The organism is Aminobacter sp. P4_D5, from assembly GCF_056401815.1.
Window position 1 is genome coordinate 48,489 of record NZ_JBFUIP010000010.1, and the last position, 16,064, is coordinate 64,552.

15 protein-coding genes are annotated in these 16,064 nt (G+C 62.4%); 8 read left to right on the forward strand and 7 right to left on the reverse strand.

Annotated features, from left to right (window positions below; genetic code table 11):
- Nucleotides 1–10 precede the first annotated feature (10 nt).
- The 4 genes from AC1DWF_RS04265 to rsmA all read left to right on the forward strand — a co-directional run bounded on the left by AC1DWF_RS04265 (nucleotide 11) and on the right by rsmA (nucleotide 5,404).
- The gene (locus tag AC1DWF_RS04265) at nucleotides 11–2,389 is read left to right on the forward strand and encodes an LPS-assembly protein LptD (protein ID WP_476804447.1); all 2,379 of its coding nucleotides are present in this window, start codon (nucleotides 11–13) and stop codon (nucleotides 2,387–2,389) included.
- Between the two features lie 119 nt (nucleotides 2,390–2,508).
- Complete coding sequence (locus AC1DWF_RS04270; protein WP_476784217.1) at nucleotides 2,509–3,441, forward strand: peptidylprolyl isomerase; 933 nt, start codon at nucleotides 2,509–2,511, stop codon at nucleotides 3,439–3,441.
- Nucleotides 3,442–3,444: 3 nt separating this feature from the next.
- The gene (gene pdxA / locus AC1DWF_RS04275; protein ID WP_476784218.1) at nucleotides 3,445–4,464 is read left to right on the forward strand and encodes a 4-hydroxythreonine-4-phosphate dehydrogenase PdxA; all 1,020 of its coding nucleotides are present in this window, start codon (nucleotides 3,445–3,447) and stop codon (nucleotides 4,462–4,464) included.
- Between the two features lie 100 nt (nucleotides 4,465–4,564).
- Entirely contained in the window at nucleotides 4,565–5,404 is an 840-nt protein-coding gene (gene rsmA / locus AC1DWF_RS04280; protein WP_476789002.1) for a 16S rRNA (adenine(1518)-N(6)/adenine(1519)-N(6))-dimethyltransferase RsmA, read from the forward strand.
- Nucleotides 5,405–5,445: 41 nt separating this feature from the next.
- Here rsmA and gmk read toward each other — a convergent pair whose 3' ends face one another.
- The 7 genes from gmk to fabD form a co-directional block, all read right to left on the reverse strand.
- Complete coding sequence (gmk, locus tag AC1DWF_RS04285) at nucleotides 5,446–6,099, reverse strand: guanylate kinase (RefSeq protein WP_476784220.1); 654 nt, start codon at nucleotides 6,097–6,099, stop codon at nucleotides 5,446–5,448.
- Nucleotides 6,100–6,102: 3 nt separating this feature from the next.
- Nucleotides 6,103–6,993: a YicC/YloC family endoribonuclease gene (locus AC1DWF_RS04290; protein ID WP_476784221.1), complete on the reverse strand. Its 891-nt coding sequence runs from the start codon at nucleotides 6,991–6,993 to the stop codon at nucleotides 6,103–6,105.
- A 131-nt stretch (nucleotides 6,994–7,124) separates the two neighbouring features.
- Nucleotides 7,125–8,321, reverse strand: coding sequence for an endolytic transglycosylase MltG (mltG, locus tag AC1DWF_RS04295; protein ID WP_476784222.1), 1,197 nt, complete (start codon nucleotides 8,319–8,321; stop codon nucleotides 7,125–7,127).
- Nucleotides 8,322–8,428: 107 nt separating this feature from the next.
- Nucleotides 8,429–9,691, reverse strand: a complete 1,263-nt coding sequence (gene fabF / locus AC1DWF_RS04300; protein ID WP_476784223.1) for a beta-ketoacyl-ACP synthase II — start codon at nucleotides 9,689–9,691, stop codon at nucleotides 8,429–8,431.
- Nucleotides 9,692–9,720: 29 nt separating this feature from the next.
- Complete coding sequence (locus AC1DWF_RS04305) at nucleotides 9,721–9,957, reverse strand: acyl carrier protein (RefSeq protein WP_055978681.1); 237 nt, start codon at nucleotides 9,955–9,957, stop codon at nucleotides 9,721–9,723.
- A 197-nt stretch (nucleotides 9,958–10,154) separates the two neighbouring features.
- Nucleotides 10,155–10,892: a 3-oxoacyl-[acyl-carrier-protein] reductase gene (gene fabG, locus AC1DWF_RS04310; RefSeq protein WP_476783953.1), complete on the reverse strand. Its 738-nt coding sequence runs from the start codon at nucleotides 10,890–10,892 to the stop codon at nucleotides 10,155–10,157.
- Between the two features lie 51 nt (nucleotides 10,893–10,943).
- Nucleotides 10,944–11,885, reverse strand: coding sequence for an ACP S-malonyltransferase (gene fabD / locus AC1DWF_RS04315; RefSeq protein WP_476783954.1), 942 nt, complete (start codon nucleotides 11,883–11,885; stop codon nucleotides 10,944–10,946).
- Nucleotides 11,886–12,315: 430 nt separating this feature from the next.
- On the opposite strand from fabD, the gene AC1DWF_RS04320 reads away from it, so the two are divergent.
- The 4 genes from AC1DWF_RS04320 (at nucleotide 12,316) to rplI (ending at nucleotide 16,009) form a co-directional block, all read left to right on the forward strand.
- Nucleotides 12,316–14,172 carry an LTA synthase family protein gene (locus AC1DWF_RS04320; RefSeq protein WP_476783960.1) on the forward strand — a complete coding sequence of 619 codons (1,857 nt, stop codon included), beginning with the start codon at nucleotides 12,316–12,318 and terminating at the stop codon, nucleotides 14,170–14,172.
- A gap of 311 nt (nucleotides 14,173–14,483) precedes the next feature.
- Nucleotides 14,484–14,963: a 30S ribosomal protein S6 gene (gene rpsF / locus AC1DWF_RS04325; protein WP_476783955.1), complete on the forward strand. Its 480-nt coding sequence runs from the start codon at nucleotides 14,484–14,486 to the stop codon at nucleotides 14,961–14,963.
- Nucleotides 14,963–15,211 (forward strand): 30S ribosomal protein S18, encoded by a 249-nt coding sequence (rpsR, locus tag AC1DWF_RS04330; protein WP_019170551.1) that lies wholly within the window; start codon nucleotides 14,963–14,965, stop codon nucleotides 15,209–15,211. The genes rpsF and rpsR overlap by 1 nt, the downstream gene beginning before the upstream one ends.
- 219 nt (nucleotides 15,212–15,430) lie before the next feature.
- Nucleotides 15,431–16,009 carry a 50S ribosomal protein L9 gene (rplI, locus tag AC1DWF_RS04335; RefSeq protein WP_476783956.1) on the forward strand — a complete coding sequence of 193 codons (579 nt, stop codon included), beginning with the start codon at nucleotides 15,431–15,433 and terminating at the stop codon, nucleotides 16,007–16,009.
- Nucleotides 16,010–16,064 lie beyond the last annotated feature (55 nt).

Consider the following 16,064-nt stretch of genomic DNA (forward strand, 5'->3'; position numbering starts at 1 on the left):
GAGGGGCGTAATGGCCAGCCGCAGGACGGCCCTTAGGGCACGCCTTTTCGGTGCGACCGCGCTCGCATCTCTGTTCGCGTGCGCGCTTCCGCTCGCTCCAGCGTTCGCTCAAACCGTCGCCGACCTCGCGCCCAGCGTGCCCGAAGGCTCGCAGATGCTGCTTGAGGCGGACACGCTCGTCTATGACAACGACGTTCAGACGGTGACAGCCGTCGGCGGCGTGCAGATCGATTATGCCGGCAACCGCCTCGTCGCCCAGCGCGTCACCTATGACCGCAAGACATCGCGCTTGGTAGCCAGCGGCAATGTCGCGATCGTCAATTCCGACGGCACCAAGATATTCTCGCAAGAAATCGACATCACCGACGACTTCGCCGACGGCTTCGTCAACGCGCTGCGCGTCGAAACCGTCGACAAGACCTATTTCGCCGCCGAAAGCGCCAAGCGCGAAGGCGGTGTGCTGACGACGTTCAACAACGGTGTCTACACGGCCTGCGCACCTTGCGAAAAAACGCCTGACAAGGCGCCGATCTGGCGCGTCAAGGCGCAGAAGATCATTTGGGACGGCCAGAAGAAGACCGTGCGCTTCGAGAACTCGAATTTCGAGTTCTTCGGCTTCCCCATCGCCTTCTTGCCGGCATTCGAAATCGCCGACCCGACAGTGAAGCGCAAAAGCGGCTTCCTGATGCCCAGCATCGGCTTCAAGAGCGACCTCGGTGCCGGCCTTACGATTCCTTACTATTTCGCGCTGTCGCCGACTTATGATCTCACCGTCAAAGGCACCGGCTATACCAAGCAGGGCTTCCTTGGCGAAGCAGAGTGGCGCCAGCGTTTCAACAACGGCGGGTACACCCTCAAGATCGCCGGCATCCACCAGATGAATCCGGACAAGTTCGACGTCAACACCGTCGACAGCGGGCCTGTCGGCGACCCGAACAAGCTGCGTGGCATGGTCGGCACGAAAGGCCGTTTCGACCTCAATCCGCGATGGGCGTTCGGTTGGGATATTCTCGCACAGACCGACAAGAATTTTTCGCGCACCTACAATATCGATGGTTTTTCCGACAGCACGCATCGCTCGGAAGTCTATCTCACCGGCCTGAACGACCGTAACTATTTCGACCTGCGCGCCATGCGCTTCGACGTTCAGGAAGAGGTGCTCGACAGCGATCCCACGGCTCGAGCCGACAAGCAGCCGTGGGTGCTGCCGACGCTCGATTACGCCTATATCCCTGATATGCCGGTGGCCGGTGGCGAGCTTTCCTTCGACGTCAATGCACGCGTCCTCCAGCGCTCGGAACTCGATTCGGCGTTGGCTGCCGCAAACGGGCCGACCATCCACGGTCTCGAAAGCTCGTCCGGCCGCTTGACCGCCGAAGCCGAGTGGAAGCGCACGCTCACCACCGATGGCGGCCTGCTGGTCACGCCTCTGCTCGCTTTCCGCGGCGACGGCAGCTATCTCAACGCGTCCGCGGACTCGCTCAACGCCATCAACACGATGGCCGCAAACCCGCAGATCAACGTCGCCGACGACGTCCGCTCGTCGCTGTTCCGCTACATGGCTACGCTCGGCCTCGAATTGCGCTGGCCGGTATTGTTCTCGTCGACAAGTTCGACCCATGTGCTTGAGCCTATGGCGCAGCTGTTCGCTCGCCCGAGCGAGAGCCATGTCGGTGGACTCGGTATCCCCAACGAGGATGCCCAGAGCTTCGTCTTCGACGCCACGTCTCTATTTGAGCGCGACAAGTTCTCGGGCTACGACCGCATGGAAGGCGGCACGCGCGCCAATCTCGGCTTGCGCTACTCCGGCAGCTTCAACAATGGCTGGACCACCAACGCGCTCGCCGGCCAGTCCTATCAGCTTGCTGGCGAAAACTCGTTTGCCGCCCCTGATCTCGTCAACGCCGGCGCCTATTCAGGCCTGGAGACCGACACGTCAGATTACGTCGCTCTTGCCGGCATCGCCAGCCCGAACGGTTTTTCCGCTTCGGTCAGCGGCCGCTTCGACGAGCAATCACTCGACGTGCGACGCGCCGAGTTCAAGGTCGGCCTGGACGCCCGTCCACTCGCTGTTTCGGCACGATATGCCTTCGTCGAGGCGCAGCCGCTCTACGGTTTTGCCACCGACCGCCATGAAGTCACGCTCGGCGCCACAGCTCGTTTCAACGACAATTGGCGCGGCTTCGGCTCCGGTACGTACGACATCCAGAACGATCTGCTCGTCCAAAGCGGCCTTGGCTTTGCGTATGACGACGAGTGCTTCACCTACATGATGACCTATGCGGAAAGCCGCGATCACAACGATCCGGACGATGTCACCCGCACCGTCGGCTTCAACATCTCGTTCCGCACGATCGGTGATTTCGGCACGGCAACAAACGCCTTCTAGGATCGGCATAGCAACGGCGTTGGGGGCGGCCCGACATCGTTTTGCCGCATAAAGCGGCCATTTACGGGGCAATAACGTCCGGGCGAAGCCCGGATTGGGGTTTGAACGGGACTTTTTCCATGCGGAAGTACCTCTTTTCGGCAGGCTTTGCTCTGCTCGTGGCGGCGACGTCGGTTTCAATGACCGCCTATGCGCCGCAGGCTCAGGCCAGCGAAATCAAGTACGTCGTCAATGATGTGCCGATCACCAGCTACGACATCCAGCGTCGGGCCGCCTTTCTCAAGCTGCAGAAGCGCAAAGGCGACGCCAGTGAAGAAATGATCGAGCAGACGCTGCGTCTGGCCGAGATGAAGCGTCTCAACATCCGCATCTCCGACAAGCAGGTCGAGGATGCCTATGCGCGCTTTGCCGGTTCCAACAAGCTGAAGCCCGCTCAGATGGACCAGATCCTGGCGCAGGCTGGCGTGACCAGCAACCACTTCAAGGATTACATCCGTGCCCAGATGGGCTGGAACCAGGCGCTCAGCTCGCGTTTCCGCGCCGAGCAAGGCGGGGGCGGCACCAGCGAGCAGGACGCCGTGCGGCGCATGCTCCAGCAGGGCGGTGCCAAGCCCAGCGCCACTGAATACATGCTGCAGCAGGTGATTTTCGTCGTACCCGCCTCCGAGCGCGGCTCGATCGCCAAGCGCAAGCGTGAGGCCGATGCCATGCGCGGCCGTTTCAATGGCTGTGAACAGACACGCGAGTTCTCCAAGGGGCTGCTCGATGTGACTGTGCGCGATCTTGGGCGTGTGTTGGCTCCCCAACTGCCGCCAGAGTGGGCCGAAGACATCAAGAAGCTCAAGGCAGGTGGCGCGACGCCGGTTCGGGAAACCGATCGCGGTGTCGAGTTCATCGGCATTTGCAGCGCCCGCGAAGTTTCCGACGACAAGGTTGCCCAGATGGTCTTCCAGGCGGAAGGCGAGGGCAAGGGCGACAATGCAAAGGCCGACGAGCTCAACAAGAAGTACATTGCCGAGCTGCGGAAGTACGCTCGCATCGTAACCCGCTAGGTCGTGGGTTCCCATGGCGCCCCGCTGGCGTTGACGTCGGGCGATCCCTCCGGCATCGGTCCAGAAATCGCAGTCGCCGCGTGGCGTCTGCGCAACGAAGCGAAGGTGCCGGCCTTCTATCTTCTCGCGGACCCGGTGCTTGTTGTCGCACGTGCTCGCACTATGGGTATGGAGGTTGCGATCGCCGAGACCGATCCAGCCGGGGCTGCACACCTCTTTGCCAATGCCCTGCCGGTCGTGCCGCTCGCAACGTCTCTGATCGACGCGCCCGGCCAGCCGGACAAGCGCAACGCAGCCGGCATCATCGAGGCGATCGACCGCGCTGTCGTCGACACCTTCGAAGACCGTGCGGCAGCCGTCGTCACCTGCCCGATCGCCAAGAAACCACTCTATGACGCCGGCTTCCGCTTTCCCGGCCACACCGAATATCTCGCTTATCTGGCCAGCCAGAGGACCGGCGCCGAAGTAACACCGGTCATGATGTTGGCCGGACCGGACCTGCGCGCCGTGCCTGTGACCATCCACATTGCTCTGGCTGAAGTGCCTAGGGCGCTGACCACCGCGGCCATCGTCGAGACCGTTCGCATCACCGCGCACGACCTGCGCATCCGCTTCGGCATTGCCAGGCCGCGCATCGCAGTATCGGGGCTCAATCCCCATGCCGGCGAAGGCGGAGCCATGGGACATGAGGACGAGCGTGTCATCCGCCCCGCCGTGGAAGCGCTCAAGGCGGAAGGCATCGACGCATTCGGCCCCCTGCCCGCCGATACCATGTTCCATGCCCGCGCGCGCGCTGGCTACGACGCCGCCATCTGCATGTATCACGACCAGGCGCTGATCCCGGCCAAGGCACTGGCCTTCGACGAGACGGTCAACGTCACGCTCGGCTTGCCCTTCATCCGAACCTCGCCCGACCATGGCACCGCTTTCGACATTGCCGGCAAGGGTATTGCAAGGCCCGACAGCCTGATCGCTGCACTGAAGCTGGCGCGCCAGCTCGCCGACGTGGAAGCAAGAGCATGATCCCGAAAAGTGGGAACCGGTTTTCGGAAAAGATCACGCTCCAACAAAAGGATAGAGCCCCATTCCGATTCAATCGGAATGGAACAGGCTCTAGATCATCATGAGTTCAGCCGTCACCAGCATCGATGGCCTGCCGCCGTTGCGCGATGTCATCGAACGTCACGGCCTCCAGGCCAAGAAGACGCTCGGCCAGAATTTCCTGCTCGACCTCAACCTCACCGGCAAGGTCGCGCGTGCTGCCGGCGATCTCACCGGCGTCACCGTCATCGAGGTTGGTCCCGGGCCGGGCGGGCTGACCCGTGCACTTCTGATGCATGGCGCAAAGCGCGTCATCGCCATCGAGCGCGACGAGCGTTGCCTGGCAGCACTGGCCGAAATCTCTGACCATTATCCCGGCCGATTGGAAGTTGTGTCGGGCGATGCCCTAAAGACCGACTTTGCAGCCCTGGCAAACGGCGAGCCGACAAAGATCGTCGCCAACCTGCCCTACAACATCGGCACGGAACTTCTAGTCCGCTGGCTTACCGTTGAGACCTGGCCGCCCTTCTACCAGTCGCTGACCTTGATGTTCCAGCGCGAGGTCGCCGAGCGCATCGTTGCGCGTCCGGCGAGTTCGGCCTTTGGCCGGCTCGGCGTTCTCGCAGGCTGGCGCACCGATGCCCGCATCGCCTTCGACGTGCCGCCGCAGGCTTTTACCCCGGCCCCGAAGGTCACCTCGTCAGTGGTCCATCTGGAGCCACGCATGGTGCCGCTGGCCGCCGATGTGAAGGTACTTGGTCGCGTCACCGAGGCGGCCTTTGGCCAGCGCCGCAAGATGCTGCGCCAGAGCCTGAAAAGCATGGGCGGTGAAAAGCTGCTGGAAACCGTCGGCATCGACCCGACGCGCCGCGCCGAGACCCTAAGCGTCGAGGAGTTCGTGGCACTGGCAAAGGCCGTCTGAACGCTAGCAGGCCCTCACCCTTTGGGTAAGGGCCGCCTGCCTCACACCTTTTCGTCGAGCAATTTCGAAACGAAATCGAACAGGCCAGGCCTGCGGTCACGGCGCAGGCGCTCGGCGGCCACGATCGCGCGCACTTCGCCAAAGGCGCGGTTCAGATCGTCATTGATCACGACGTAATCGTATTCGCCCCAGTGCTCGATCTCGTCGCGGGCGTTCTTGAGCCGCGTTTCGATCACCGCATCCTGGTCTTCCGCCCGGCGCTTCAGGCGGCCCTTCAATTCGCCCATGGATGGCGGCAGGATGAAGATCGAGACGATGTCGCCACGCATCTTCTCCTTGAGCTGCTTTGCACCCTGCCAGTCGATATCGAACAGCATGTCGCGACCCTGCGACATCGCCAGTTCGACCGGCTCTCGCGGCGTCGCATAGAAATTGCCGTGGACTTCCGCCCATTCGAGCAGCGCGTCATTGTCGCGCAAGAGCTCGAACTCGCGCTTGGTGGTGAAGTGGTAATGGGCCCCATCAATCTCGCTGCCACGGCGTGGACGGGTGGTGACGCTCACCGACAGCCGCAATTCCGGGTCGGTTTCGATGAGGTTGCGCGAGATTGTCGACTTGCCCGCGCCAGAAGGCGACGACAACACCAGCATCAGGCCGCGCCGCTTGATGGCAATTGAGGGGGTCTCTGCGCTCATGCGCTACTCCAGATTCTGTACTTGTTCGCGAAACTGATCGACCACGGCCTTCAGTTCCAGCCCGATGGCGGTCACCGTGGCGGCGTTCGACTTCGAGCACAGAGTATTCGATTCGCGATTGAATTCCTGCGCCAGAAAATCGAGCTTGCGGCCAATCGTGCCGCCGCCCGAGATCAACGCCCGCCCGGAGGCGACGTGTGTCTTCAGCCGGTCGATCTCCTCGCGGATATCGGCCTTGGTCGCCAAGAACGCCGCTTCCATGTTGAGCCGCGTCTCATCGAGCGCCGGCGATGCCTCAAGCAGCAGGCGCACCTGTTCGGCCAGGCGCTGGCGGATCTGCGCAGGCTCGCGTGACGGATCGGCTTCGGCACGCAGTGTCAGCGTCTCGATGGTCGCGATGTGCCCAGACAGCAGGCCCCGCAGCGCCTCACCCTCGGATTTGCGCGCCTCAACGAGACCAGCAAGCGCGGCTTCCAGGCAATTCATGGTCACCGCATCGATCGCCGCGCGCTGTTCTTCGGTCTCGACCGCCTCAGGCACGTCGAACACTCCGCGCAGCGAAAGCAGTCCGTCGGCACTGGCAGGGGCTGTGCCATATTGCTTGACGAGGCGGTTTGCCAGCTCGGCAACGTCGCGCAGGAACACTTCGTTGATCACCGGCTGCACCATCGAACCGCCGGTGCGGCTGACAGTCAAGGTCGCCTGCACATTGCCGCGCGAAAAGCGCTTCTGGATGGCTTGCCTGACCAAAGGCTCCAGCCGTTCGAAGCCCTGCGGCAGGCGCAAGCGCACTTCCACGCTCTTGCCGTTGACCGACTTGACCTCCCAGGCGATCGCCGTTCCGTCATGCTCCGCCGCTACGCGGGCGAAGCCTGTCATGCTTTGCAGGTTCATCTGGCAGCGAATTCCTGTTTTTACAGCGCAGCGCGTCCGAATGGGCGCGCAAAGGAGACTGTAACACTTTCAATCTGTGCATGATCCTTCCGAAAATCGATTCCGATTTTCGGGGTCATGCATGGGCTTGGTTACTTCTTGACGGTGTTGGTGGTCGTTGGGTCTTTCTTGGCCGGATCGGCGTCATCAGCCGCCTTCTCGTCCTCGACGACCTTGCGCTGGAATGCACGCCAGCGCGCGACGTTCTCGTTGTGCTCGTCCAGCGTCTCGGCAAAGACGTGCCCCCCCGAACCATCGGCAACGAAGTAGAGATCCTTGGTCTTGGACGGGTTGGCGACAGCCTCCAACGAGGCTTTGCCCGGATTGGCGATCGGCGTCGGCGGCAGGCCCTTGATCGTATAGGTGTTGTAAGGGGTCGGCTTGTCGATGTCGGAGCGGAAGATCGGCCGATCGGCCGGCTTACCCTTGCCGCCGAAGATGCCGTAGATGATCGTCGGGTCAGACTGCAGCCGCATGCCCTTGTTGAGCCGGTTGATGAACACGGCCGCCACGCGCGAGCGCTCGTCGCCGCGAGCGGTTTCCTTCTCGACGATGGAGGCCAGCGTCACGAACTCGTTGACGTCGGCAATCGGCAGATCCGCGGAACGGCGCGCCCAGATGCTCTCGACCAGTTCCTTTTGGTCGGCAAGCATCTTGTTGACGATCTGCTGGCGCGTCAGTCCACGCGTGAAGCGCTGGGTATCGGCCGCAAGCGTGCCCTCGGCCGGCATCTCAGCCGGCATGTCGCCGCTGAGCGCTTCTTGTTCGGCGATACGTTTCCACGCCTGCTCGACGGTCAGCCCTTCTGGGATCGTCAGCGAATACTGCACCGACTTGCCGCTCTTCAACAACTCCATGATCTCGTGCATCGAAGCACCAGCCGCGATCTCATATTCGCCGGCCTTGAGAGAGCCGTCATTGCCGTAGGCGCGCACCCCCATGCGGAAGATGCGGGCATCGCTGACCAGACCGCGCCGCTCAAGCTGGTCGGCGATATCCTGCACGCCGGTCTTTTCTTTGACCAGGAATGTCGTGGGAGTCGACGAAGGGCCCGCGCCGTTGAATTCTTGCTTGCCGAAATAAAGCGCTGCACCACCAGCCAGGATCACCAGCACCGCCGTCGACATCATGAAATTCATGAACACGACGATCTGGTTGCGCGAAGCGCGCGAACGCTTGGGCGGCGGCGTCCCGATTTCGGGGCGCAGCGCTTCCTGCGCGGTCTTTGGAACGATCGGATTTGCGGCGCGCGGCGCGCCTTGCCCCTGATCTGGCGTATTGATGCTCATCTTGCCTCGCCACTTCCTCTTGCGTCGAATCCCCGCCGGGAGACTAGGCCCGAATGTGGCAGAAATCACGGCAAAGGGCCCCCAAAGGGGCCCCTGCCCACAGGCGATCAGCCGTTATAGCGCTGGAAGACCAGCGATGCGTTGGTTCCGCCGAAACCGAAGGAGTTCGACAGGGCGACATCGATCTGCCGGGCGCGCGGCTTGTGCGGCACGAGATCGATCGCGGTTTCGCGCTCGGGATTATCGAGATTGATCGTCGCTGGCGCGATGTTGTCGCGAATGGCGAGGATCGAAAAGATCGCTTCCGCGGCACCGGCAGCACCAAGCAGATGGCCGATCGACGACTTGGTCGACGACATCGAAACCTTGGAGGCAGCGTTGCCGACAAGGCGTTCGACCGCACCCAGTTCGATCGTGTCGGCCATGGTCGACGTGCCATGGGCGTTGATGTAGTCGACATCCGCCGGCGACAGGTTGGCGCGCTTGAGGGCGGCCGTCATGCAGCGGAAGGCGCCGTCGCCGTCTTCGGCGGGAGCGGTGATGTGATGTGCGTCACCGGTCAGGCCGTAGCCAACAACTTCTGCGTAGATCTTGGCACCGCGCGCCTTGGCGTGCTCAAGCTCCTCGAGAACGACAACGCCGGCTCCCTCGCCCATGACGAAACCGTCGCGGTCGCGGTCATAAGGACGCGAGGCCTTCTCGGGCTCGTCGTTGCGGTCGGTCGACAGCGCCCGGCAAGCGGCAAAGCCGGCAAGCGAAAGGCGCGTCACTGGTGCTTCGGCACCGCCGGCCAGCATCACGTCGGCATCGCCGAACATGATCAGGCGGGCTGCATCGCCGATAGCGTGCGCACCGGTCGAGCAGGCGGTGACGACGGCATGGTTGGGGCCCTTGAGCCCGTGCCGGATCGAAACCTGGCCCGAAACCAGATTGATGATCTGGCCTGGAATGAAGAAGGGGCTGATGCGGCGCGGGCCGCGTTCCTTGAGGATCAGCGCATTTTCAGCAATGCCGTCAATGCCGCCGATGCCCGAGCCGATCATGACGCCGGTTGCGTTTTGCTCTTCCGGCGTCTTGGGCTGCCAGCCCGAATCCTTCAATGCCTCGTCGGCGGCCGCGATCCCGTAAAGGATGAAGTCGCCGATCTTGCGCAGTTCCTTGTGCTCAAGGACCGCTTCGGGATTGAAGGAATTGTCGCTGCCGTCACCCCTGGGGATGACGTTGGCAATTTTGCAGGGGAGATCTTCGACCTCGAACTCCGAGATGCGCCTCGCGGCGCTACGACCGGAAAGAAGCTCTTTCCAGCCGTGCTCGTAGCCCATGCCGAACGGTGAAAGCAGGCCAAGGCCCGTGACGACCACACGCCTCATCGCAGGCATCCCTGACAATTCGCGATCGCTCAGGCCGAAGCCTTGTCAATGTACTTCACGGCGTCGCCAACGGTGAGGATGGTTTCGGCCGCGTCGTCAGGAATTTCGACGCCGAATTCTTCTTCGAACGCCATAACGAGCTCGACCGTGTCGAGGCTGTCCGCGCCCAGGTCGTCGATGAAGCTTGCAGCTTCAGTCACCTTGTCGGCGTCAACGCCAAGATGTTCGATAACGATCTTCTTGACGCGCTCTGCGGTGTCACTCATGTGGGCATCCTCAGTCTGATGTTTGTTAGGTCTTCGTTAGCGGGCGGATTGCCGCTAATCAAGCTGTAATCTGCGCTTTCCCAAGCGCTCGGGTGGCGGTCCGGTTTCGGCCCGGCCACCTGATGGAGCGCGGCAATACACGAAAACTTCACCGCGTCCAAGGCAAAAGGGCCGGTTATCCCGGCCTATTGCGTCAATCAGATCATCGCCATGCCGCCATTTACATGGATTGTCTGGCCAGTGACATAAGCTGCTTCGTTGGAAGCGAGATAAGCGACGGCCGAAGCAACTTCCTTGCCGGTGCCCATGCGCTTGGCCGGGATCGCGGCCATGATCGTCTCTTTCTGCTTGTCGTTGAGCTTCTCCGTCATTGCCGATTCGATGAAGCCGGGGGCGACGCAATTGACGGTGATGTTGCGGGTCGCGATCTCCTGGGCGAGCGACTTGGAAAAGCCGATCATGCCCGCCTTGGAGGCACAGTAGTTGGTCTGGCCAGGATTGCCGGTGACGCCGACGATCGAGGTGATGTTGATGATGCGGCCATGGCGGCGGCGCATCATCGGGTGCGTCAACTCGCGCGTCAGGCGGAACATCGCCGTCAGGTTGATCTCGATGACACTGTCCCAGTCGGCGTCGGACATGCGCACGAACAGGCCGTCCTTGGTGATGCCGGCGTTGTTGACCAGGATGTCGACGCCTTCGAGATCGGCCTCGGCCTTCTGGCCCAGCGCCTTGACTTCATCGCGGTCGGCGAGATTGGCCGGAAACAGTTTCACGCGGTCGCCGAGCTCGCTGGCCAGGGCCTCGAGCTTTTCAACGCGTGTGCCGTGCAGGCCAACGATGGCGCCCTGCTTGTGGAGGATGCGGGCGATTTCTTCGCCGATGCCCCCGGATGCGCCGGTGACGAGTGCCTTGCGGCCGGTCAGATCGAGCATTTTTCAATCCCTTTCAGAGATCGCCCTTCACGGGCGGGTCGATTGAATTGTTCAGACGAGTGCGGCGATTGCCGCGTCGATGTCGGCCGGGTTGTTGACCGCAGCCGTTGCGATGTCCTTGTTGATGCGGCGGGCGAGGCCCGACAACACCTTGCCGGCGCCCACTTCGTAAAGTGTGGTGACGCCGTTGTTGCCGAACCATTCGACCGTCTCGCGCCAGCGCACGCGGCCGGTGACCTGCTCGACGAGGCGGGCGGCGATCTCTTCGGGATCGGTGATCGGCTGAACCGAGACGTTGGCGACAACCGGAACGATCGGCGGATGCTTCTTCACCCCGGCGAGTGCTTCGCGCATTTTTTCAGCCGCCGGCGCCATCAGCGCCGAATGGAAAGGCGCTGAGACCTGCAGCATCAGCGCGCGCTTGGCGCCCTTTTCGGTGCAGAGCTTGGCGGCGCGTTCGACGGCCGCCTTCTCGCCCGAGATCACCAGCTGGCCGCCGCCATTGTCGTTGGCGATCTGGCACACCGAACCCTGGGCAGCCTCAGCACAGGCGGCGTCGACATCGGCTTGCTCCAGTCCGATGATCGCAGCCATCGCGCCCTGCCCGGCCGGCACCGCCGCCTGCATGGCGTCGCCGCGGATGCGCAGCAGGCGCGCCGCGTCGGCGACCGAAACAAAGCCAGCGGCAGCTAGTGCCGAATACTCGCCGAGCGAGTGCCCCGCGACGTATGAAACCTTGTCCTTGAGCGACAGGCCGCGCGATTCCAGCGCCCTGAAGGCAGCCATCGACACCGCCATCAGCGCCGGCTGGGCGTTGGCCGTCAGCGTCAGCGTCTCTTCAGGACCTTCCCAGATCAGCTTCGAAAGTTTTTCGCCCAATGCATCATCGACTTCTTCGAACACGCGGCGCGCTTCGGGAAAAGCATCGGCGAGTTCCTTGCCCATGCCGACAGCCTGGCTGCCCTGCCCCGGGAAAGTGAATGCAACGGCCATGTTGGTCTCCTGGCTACTTGCCGCATCGGCCCGAACCGGAATCGGTTTCACCGGGTGCGATGCGCAGACTTATCACGTGGAGCGCCCTTGCACGTTCGGGAACAAGCATCACGCCACATCGTTGTGCCTCTGGCGCAATGGATACCGTGAAGTCAAGTCTTGAGGGCTTTGGGACCCCGCTGGGGCAAATAATCACAGATGATTAATACGAAACACCTTTTGTTTGCCTCATCCTTCTCAATTTTGCCATATGCGCTAGGTTTTCGATGACCGTTTTGTGACAGTTGCGTGACGCCGCTGTCGAGCGCCCGGGGAAGTTGAGTTGGCAAAGCAATTGGCGGACGGCAAGGCCGTCGTCAGAGATGACGAAAACGAGGCCGCGCGAGCGCGTGGCCGGCGTGCCTATACTTTGTGCGTGCTGCGCTCGGTCATGGTCACGCTCGCCGTTTCGGCGGTGCTGGTCTTTGCCATCGAGTTGGTCGCGCGCGGCTCCTTCGTCGACACCCTCAACTTCTTCCAGCAGCCGTTCAAGCCGAGCTGGACGACGGTCGCCCTGTTTGCCCTTTTGATCATCGCTCTCGATGCGCTTCTCGGGCGGCCCTATAATGGCCTTTTGATCGTTGCGCCCGTCGCACTCGTGCTCGCCTTCGTCGGCCATCAGAAATCGCTCTATCTCGGCGACCCGCTCTACCCGACGGATTTCCTCTACGCCCGTCAGATCGTCGAACTGATGCCGCTGCTCGTTCGTGAACGGCCCCTCGCCGGCATCGGCATTGCCGTCGGCCTGATCGTGGGCATCTCGCTACTTGTGCTGGCCTGGCGCTACTGGCGCCGCCGCATGCCGACCTTGACGCTTTGGGCCCGCGTCTCGCGTCTCGCTATCGCCATTCCAACCCTCGCCTTCTTTGTCTCGATCATGGACTACGCGACCTTTTCGTGGACGCGCGACCGCCTCCAGATCATCCCCATGATGTGGGACCAGAAGGAAAATTACGCCTCCAATGGCTTTGCCATCGCCTTCGCGCTCAATGTGCCGATGGCCAAGGTCAAGGCGCCGGAGGGCTATTCCGAAAAGGCGATCGACGCCATTGCCCGGCCTGAACAGGCTGTCGCGGCCCTGCCGGAGGAAAAGCCCGACGTCATCATCGTGATGAGCGAATCCTTCTGGGATCCGACGCTTCTGCCTGGCGTATCGATCGCACCCGATCCTATAAAGAATGCACGCGCATCGCAGTCGGGCCATGTTTTTTCGCCCGAATTCGGCGGCATGACCGCCAATGTCGAGTTCGAGGCCCTGACCGGTTTCTCCAACGCCTTCCTGCCGGCCGGCTCCATTCCCTACCAGCAATATGTCCGCGCGCCGGTGCCTTCGCTGGCCACCTTCTTCAAGAGCGAAGGCTACGAGACCCGCGCCATCCATCCGTTCGGCAGCTGGTTCTGGAACCGCGCGCCTGTCTACCAGGCCTTCGGCTTCGACAAGTTCATGTCGGAAGAAAACCTGCCGCCGCTCGAAAAGCGCGGGCCGCTGGCATCCGACGCCGCCTTGATGGAAGAGATCATCCGCGAAGCCGATGCGACCGAGCATCCGTTCTTCTTCTTTGCGGTCTCCCTGCAGAGCCACGGCCCTTACGAGCCGAACCGCTACAGCGACACGACCCACAAGGTCGAGGCCGCAACGACGCAGTGGGCACGCGATTCGATCCTGACCTATGCCGAGGGCGCTTCTGACGCGGACCGCGGCCTCAAGCGGCTGATGGACTGGGCGAGCAAGCGCGAGCGCCCGACCGTGATCGCCTTCTTCGGTGACCACCTGCCGCCGCTCGGGCCCGTCTATGTCGAGACCGGCTTCATGAAAGAGCCGGTTGCCAAGCGCAAGGCGGCGATCGGCGAGATGCTGGTCCAGCACGAAACGCCGCTGGTGGTGTGGTCGAACCGCACAGGTCCCGCGCGCGACATCGGCTCGATCAGCCCGGCCTTCCTGCCTCTGCATGTGCTCGAGACCGCCGGCATCAGCCACCCCTACTACACCGGTTTCCTTGGCGACCTGCATGACCGATTCCGGGTCGTCGACCGCAACGTGCTGCTACCACGCGAAGGCGAGTCGGTGTTCGACTGGTCGCGCGCAAAACAGCTCGACCCGGCGATCCGCGATTTCCGCTGGCTGCAATACGACATGATGTTCGGCAAGCGCCGCGGCGCCAAGGGCTTCTTCCCCGAGACGGTCGACAAAGTCGTTGCCGACCGCACCCGCTCGCCGCTTTTCCTGCAACCCGAGGCACTCGGCTGAGCGGCGAAAAACCCAAGAAAATGGCCGATTTCGGCGGGATTTTTGGCCCCGCCCCTTGCCTTGGCCGCACTTAGCATGTAGACGCCCGCCATCTGCCGGTCCCAGCTGGGGGCTGAACGGAGGGCCGGAGGCTTTCTTGAAAGTCTCCGTGTGAAGCGAAAACGCTTCCGCCTCCCGTGTCTCCGCTCTCGACCGTCTCGTCGTGCTCCTTTCTTCCCCTGAGGAGGCCGTAAGGCCCTCGAAGGGTCAGCGAGGTCGCAGAGGCTCTAGCCGCCGGGACCGGAAGATCGAAACGAAGAAAGGCAAAAGCTATGGCTCTTTATGAACATGTGTTTCTTGCCCGCCAGGACCTCTCGCAGCAGCAGGTCGATGCACTTGTCGAACACTACAAGGGCATCATCACTGCAGCAGGCGGGTCGGTTGGCCGGGTCGAGAACTGGGGACTGAAGTCCCTCACCTACCGCGTCAACAAGAACCGCAAGGCGTATTACACGCTTATGGACATCACCGCTCCGTCGGCTGCCGTCAAGGAAGTCGAGCGCCAGCAGGGCCTGTCCGAAGACGTTCTGCGCTTCCTGACCATCAAGGTCGACGCGCATGAAGAAGGCGTCTCCGCCATGATGCAGAAGCGCGAAGAGCGCTCCGAGCGTGGTGGCTTTGGCGATCGTCCGCGCAGCTTCGGCGACCGCGACCGTGGTGATCGCGGCCCGCGCAGCTTCGGCGACCGCGATGGCGGTGGTGATCGTGGCCCGCGCCGTCCGCGCGAAGGTGTTGAAGGGGGTGCAGAATAATGGTCGACATCAATCAGATCCCGACCCGTCGTCCCTTCCATCGCCGCCGCAAGACCTGCCCGTTCTCCGGCGCCAACGCTCCGAAGATCGACTACAAGGACGTGCGTCTGCTGCAGCGCTACATTTCCGAGCGCGGCAAGATCGTTCCTTCGCGCATCACCGCCGTCAGCCAGAAGAAGCAGCGTGAACTCGCCAAGGCGATCAAGCGCGCCCGCTTCCTCGGCCTGCTGCCCTACGTGGTGAAGTGATCTGCTTTCTGGCCCGGGTGCTTTGTCGCCCGGGCCAGAATTTTCCTGCCGCGACGGGCGTGGCCGGTTAAGTCTCAAAATCCCGAGTTGGGTCTCCTCAAGAGCCCCTAACTGCCGCAACGACAGGCAGGACAGCGAAACCGGCGGTACCGCCCTTCCCTGCTTCCTTGCCCGTTGAATTTTATTCGCTGCCTTTGCAGCCAACGAAAGGACAGGAAAATGGACGTCATTCTCCTCGAACGCATTTCCCGCCTCGGCCAGATGGGCGACACCGTCAAGGTCAAGGACGGCTTTGCCCGCAACTTCCTTCTGCCCAAGGGCAAGGCGCTCCGCGCCAACGAAGCCAACAGGAAGAAGTTCGAAGGCCAGCGCGCTCAGCTCGAAGCCCGCAACCTCGAGCGCAAGTCGGAAGCCCAGCAGGTCGCCGACAAGCTCGACGGCAAGACCTTCGTGATCGTGCGTTCGGCTGGTGAAACCGGCCAGCTCTACGGTTCGGTCTCGACCCGCGACATCGCCGACCTGCTGATCGCCGAAGGCTTCACTGTTGCCCGCAACCAGGTCGAGCTCAACCAGCCGATCAAGAACATCGGCCTGACCAATGTGGCGATCGCGCTGCACGCCGAAGTCGAAGTCACCATCACGCTGAACATCGCGCGCACGGCCGACGAAGCCGAGCGCCAGACGAAGGGCGAGACGCTGACCACGGCTGAGGCCATCTACGGCGACGACATCAACGAAAACGCCCGTCCGGACAGCTTCTTTGATCCGAACGAAGACGGCGAAGGCGACGAAGGCTGATTTCAGCCAACGCCTTCTATCCAGTTTTCTGGACCAAGCCCGGATGGCAACATCC

Bases quoted from the DNA above. Each gene is read 5' to 3' on its own strand.
- AC1DWF_RS04305 (WP_055978681.1), bottom strand. From the start codon at position 9,957: ATGAGTGACACCGCAGAGCGCGTCAAGAAGATCGTTATCGAACATCTT.
- fabG (WP_476783953.1), bottom strand. From the start codon at position 10,892: ATGCTCGATCTGACCGGCCGCAAGGCACTCGTCACCGGCGCATCCGGG.
- AC1DWF_RS04290 (WP_476784221.1), bottom strand. From the start codon at position 6,993: ATGAACCTGCAAAGCATGACAGGCTTCGCCCGCGTAGCGGCGGAGCAT.
- rpsF (WP_476783955.1), top strand. From the start codon at position 14,484: ATGGCTCTTTATGAACATGTGTTTCTTGCCCGCCAGGACCTCTCGCAG.
- rpsR (WP_019170551.1), top strand. From the start codon at position 14,963: ATGGTCGACATCAATCAGATCCCGACCCGTCGTCCCTTCCATCGCCGC.
- rplI (WP_476783956.1), top strand. From the start codon at position 15,431: ATGGACGTCATTCTCCTCGAACGCATTTCCCGCCTCGGCCAGATGGGC.
- AC1DWF_RS04320 (WP_476783960.1), top strand. From the start codon at position 12,316: ATGGTCACGCTCGCCGTTTCGGCGGTGCTGGTCTTTGCCATCGAGTTG.
- fabF (WP_476784223.1), bottom strand. From the start codon at position 9,691: ATGAGGCGTGTGGTCGTCACGGGCCTTGGCCTGCTTTCACCGTTCGGC.
- mltG (WP_476784222.1), bottom strand. From the start codon at position 8,321: ATGAGCATCAATACGCCAGATCAGGGGCAAGGCGCGCCGCGCGCCGCA.
- AC1DWF_RS04270 (WP_476784217.1), top strand. From the start codon at position 2,509: ATGCGGAAGTACCTCTTTTCGGCAGGCTTTGCTCTGCTCGTGGCGGCG.
- AC1DWF_RS04265 (WP_476804447.1), top strand. From the start codon at position 11: ATGGCCAGCCGCAGGACGGCCCTTAGGGCACGCCTTTTCGGTGCGACC.
- fabD (WP_476783954.1), bottom strand. From the start codon at position 11,885: ATGGCCGTTGCATTCACTTTCCCGGGGCAGGGCAGCCAGGCTGTCGGC.
- rsmA (WP_476789002.1), top strand. From the start codon at position 4,565: ATGAGTTCAGCCGTCACCAGCATCGATGGCCTGCCGCCGTTGCGCGAT.
- gmk (WP_476784220.1), bottom strand. From the start codon at position 6,099: ATGAGCGCAGAGACCCCCTCAATTGCCATCAAGCGGCGCGGCCTGATG.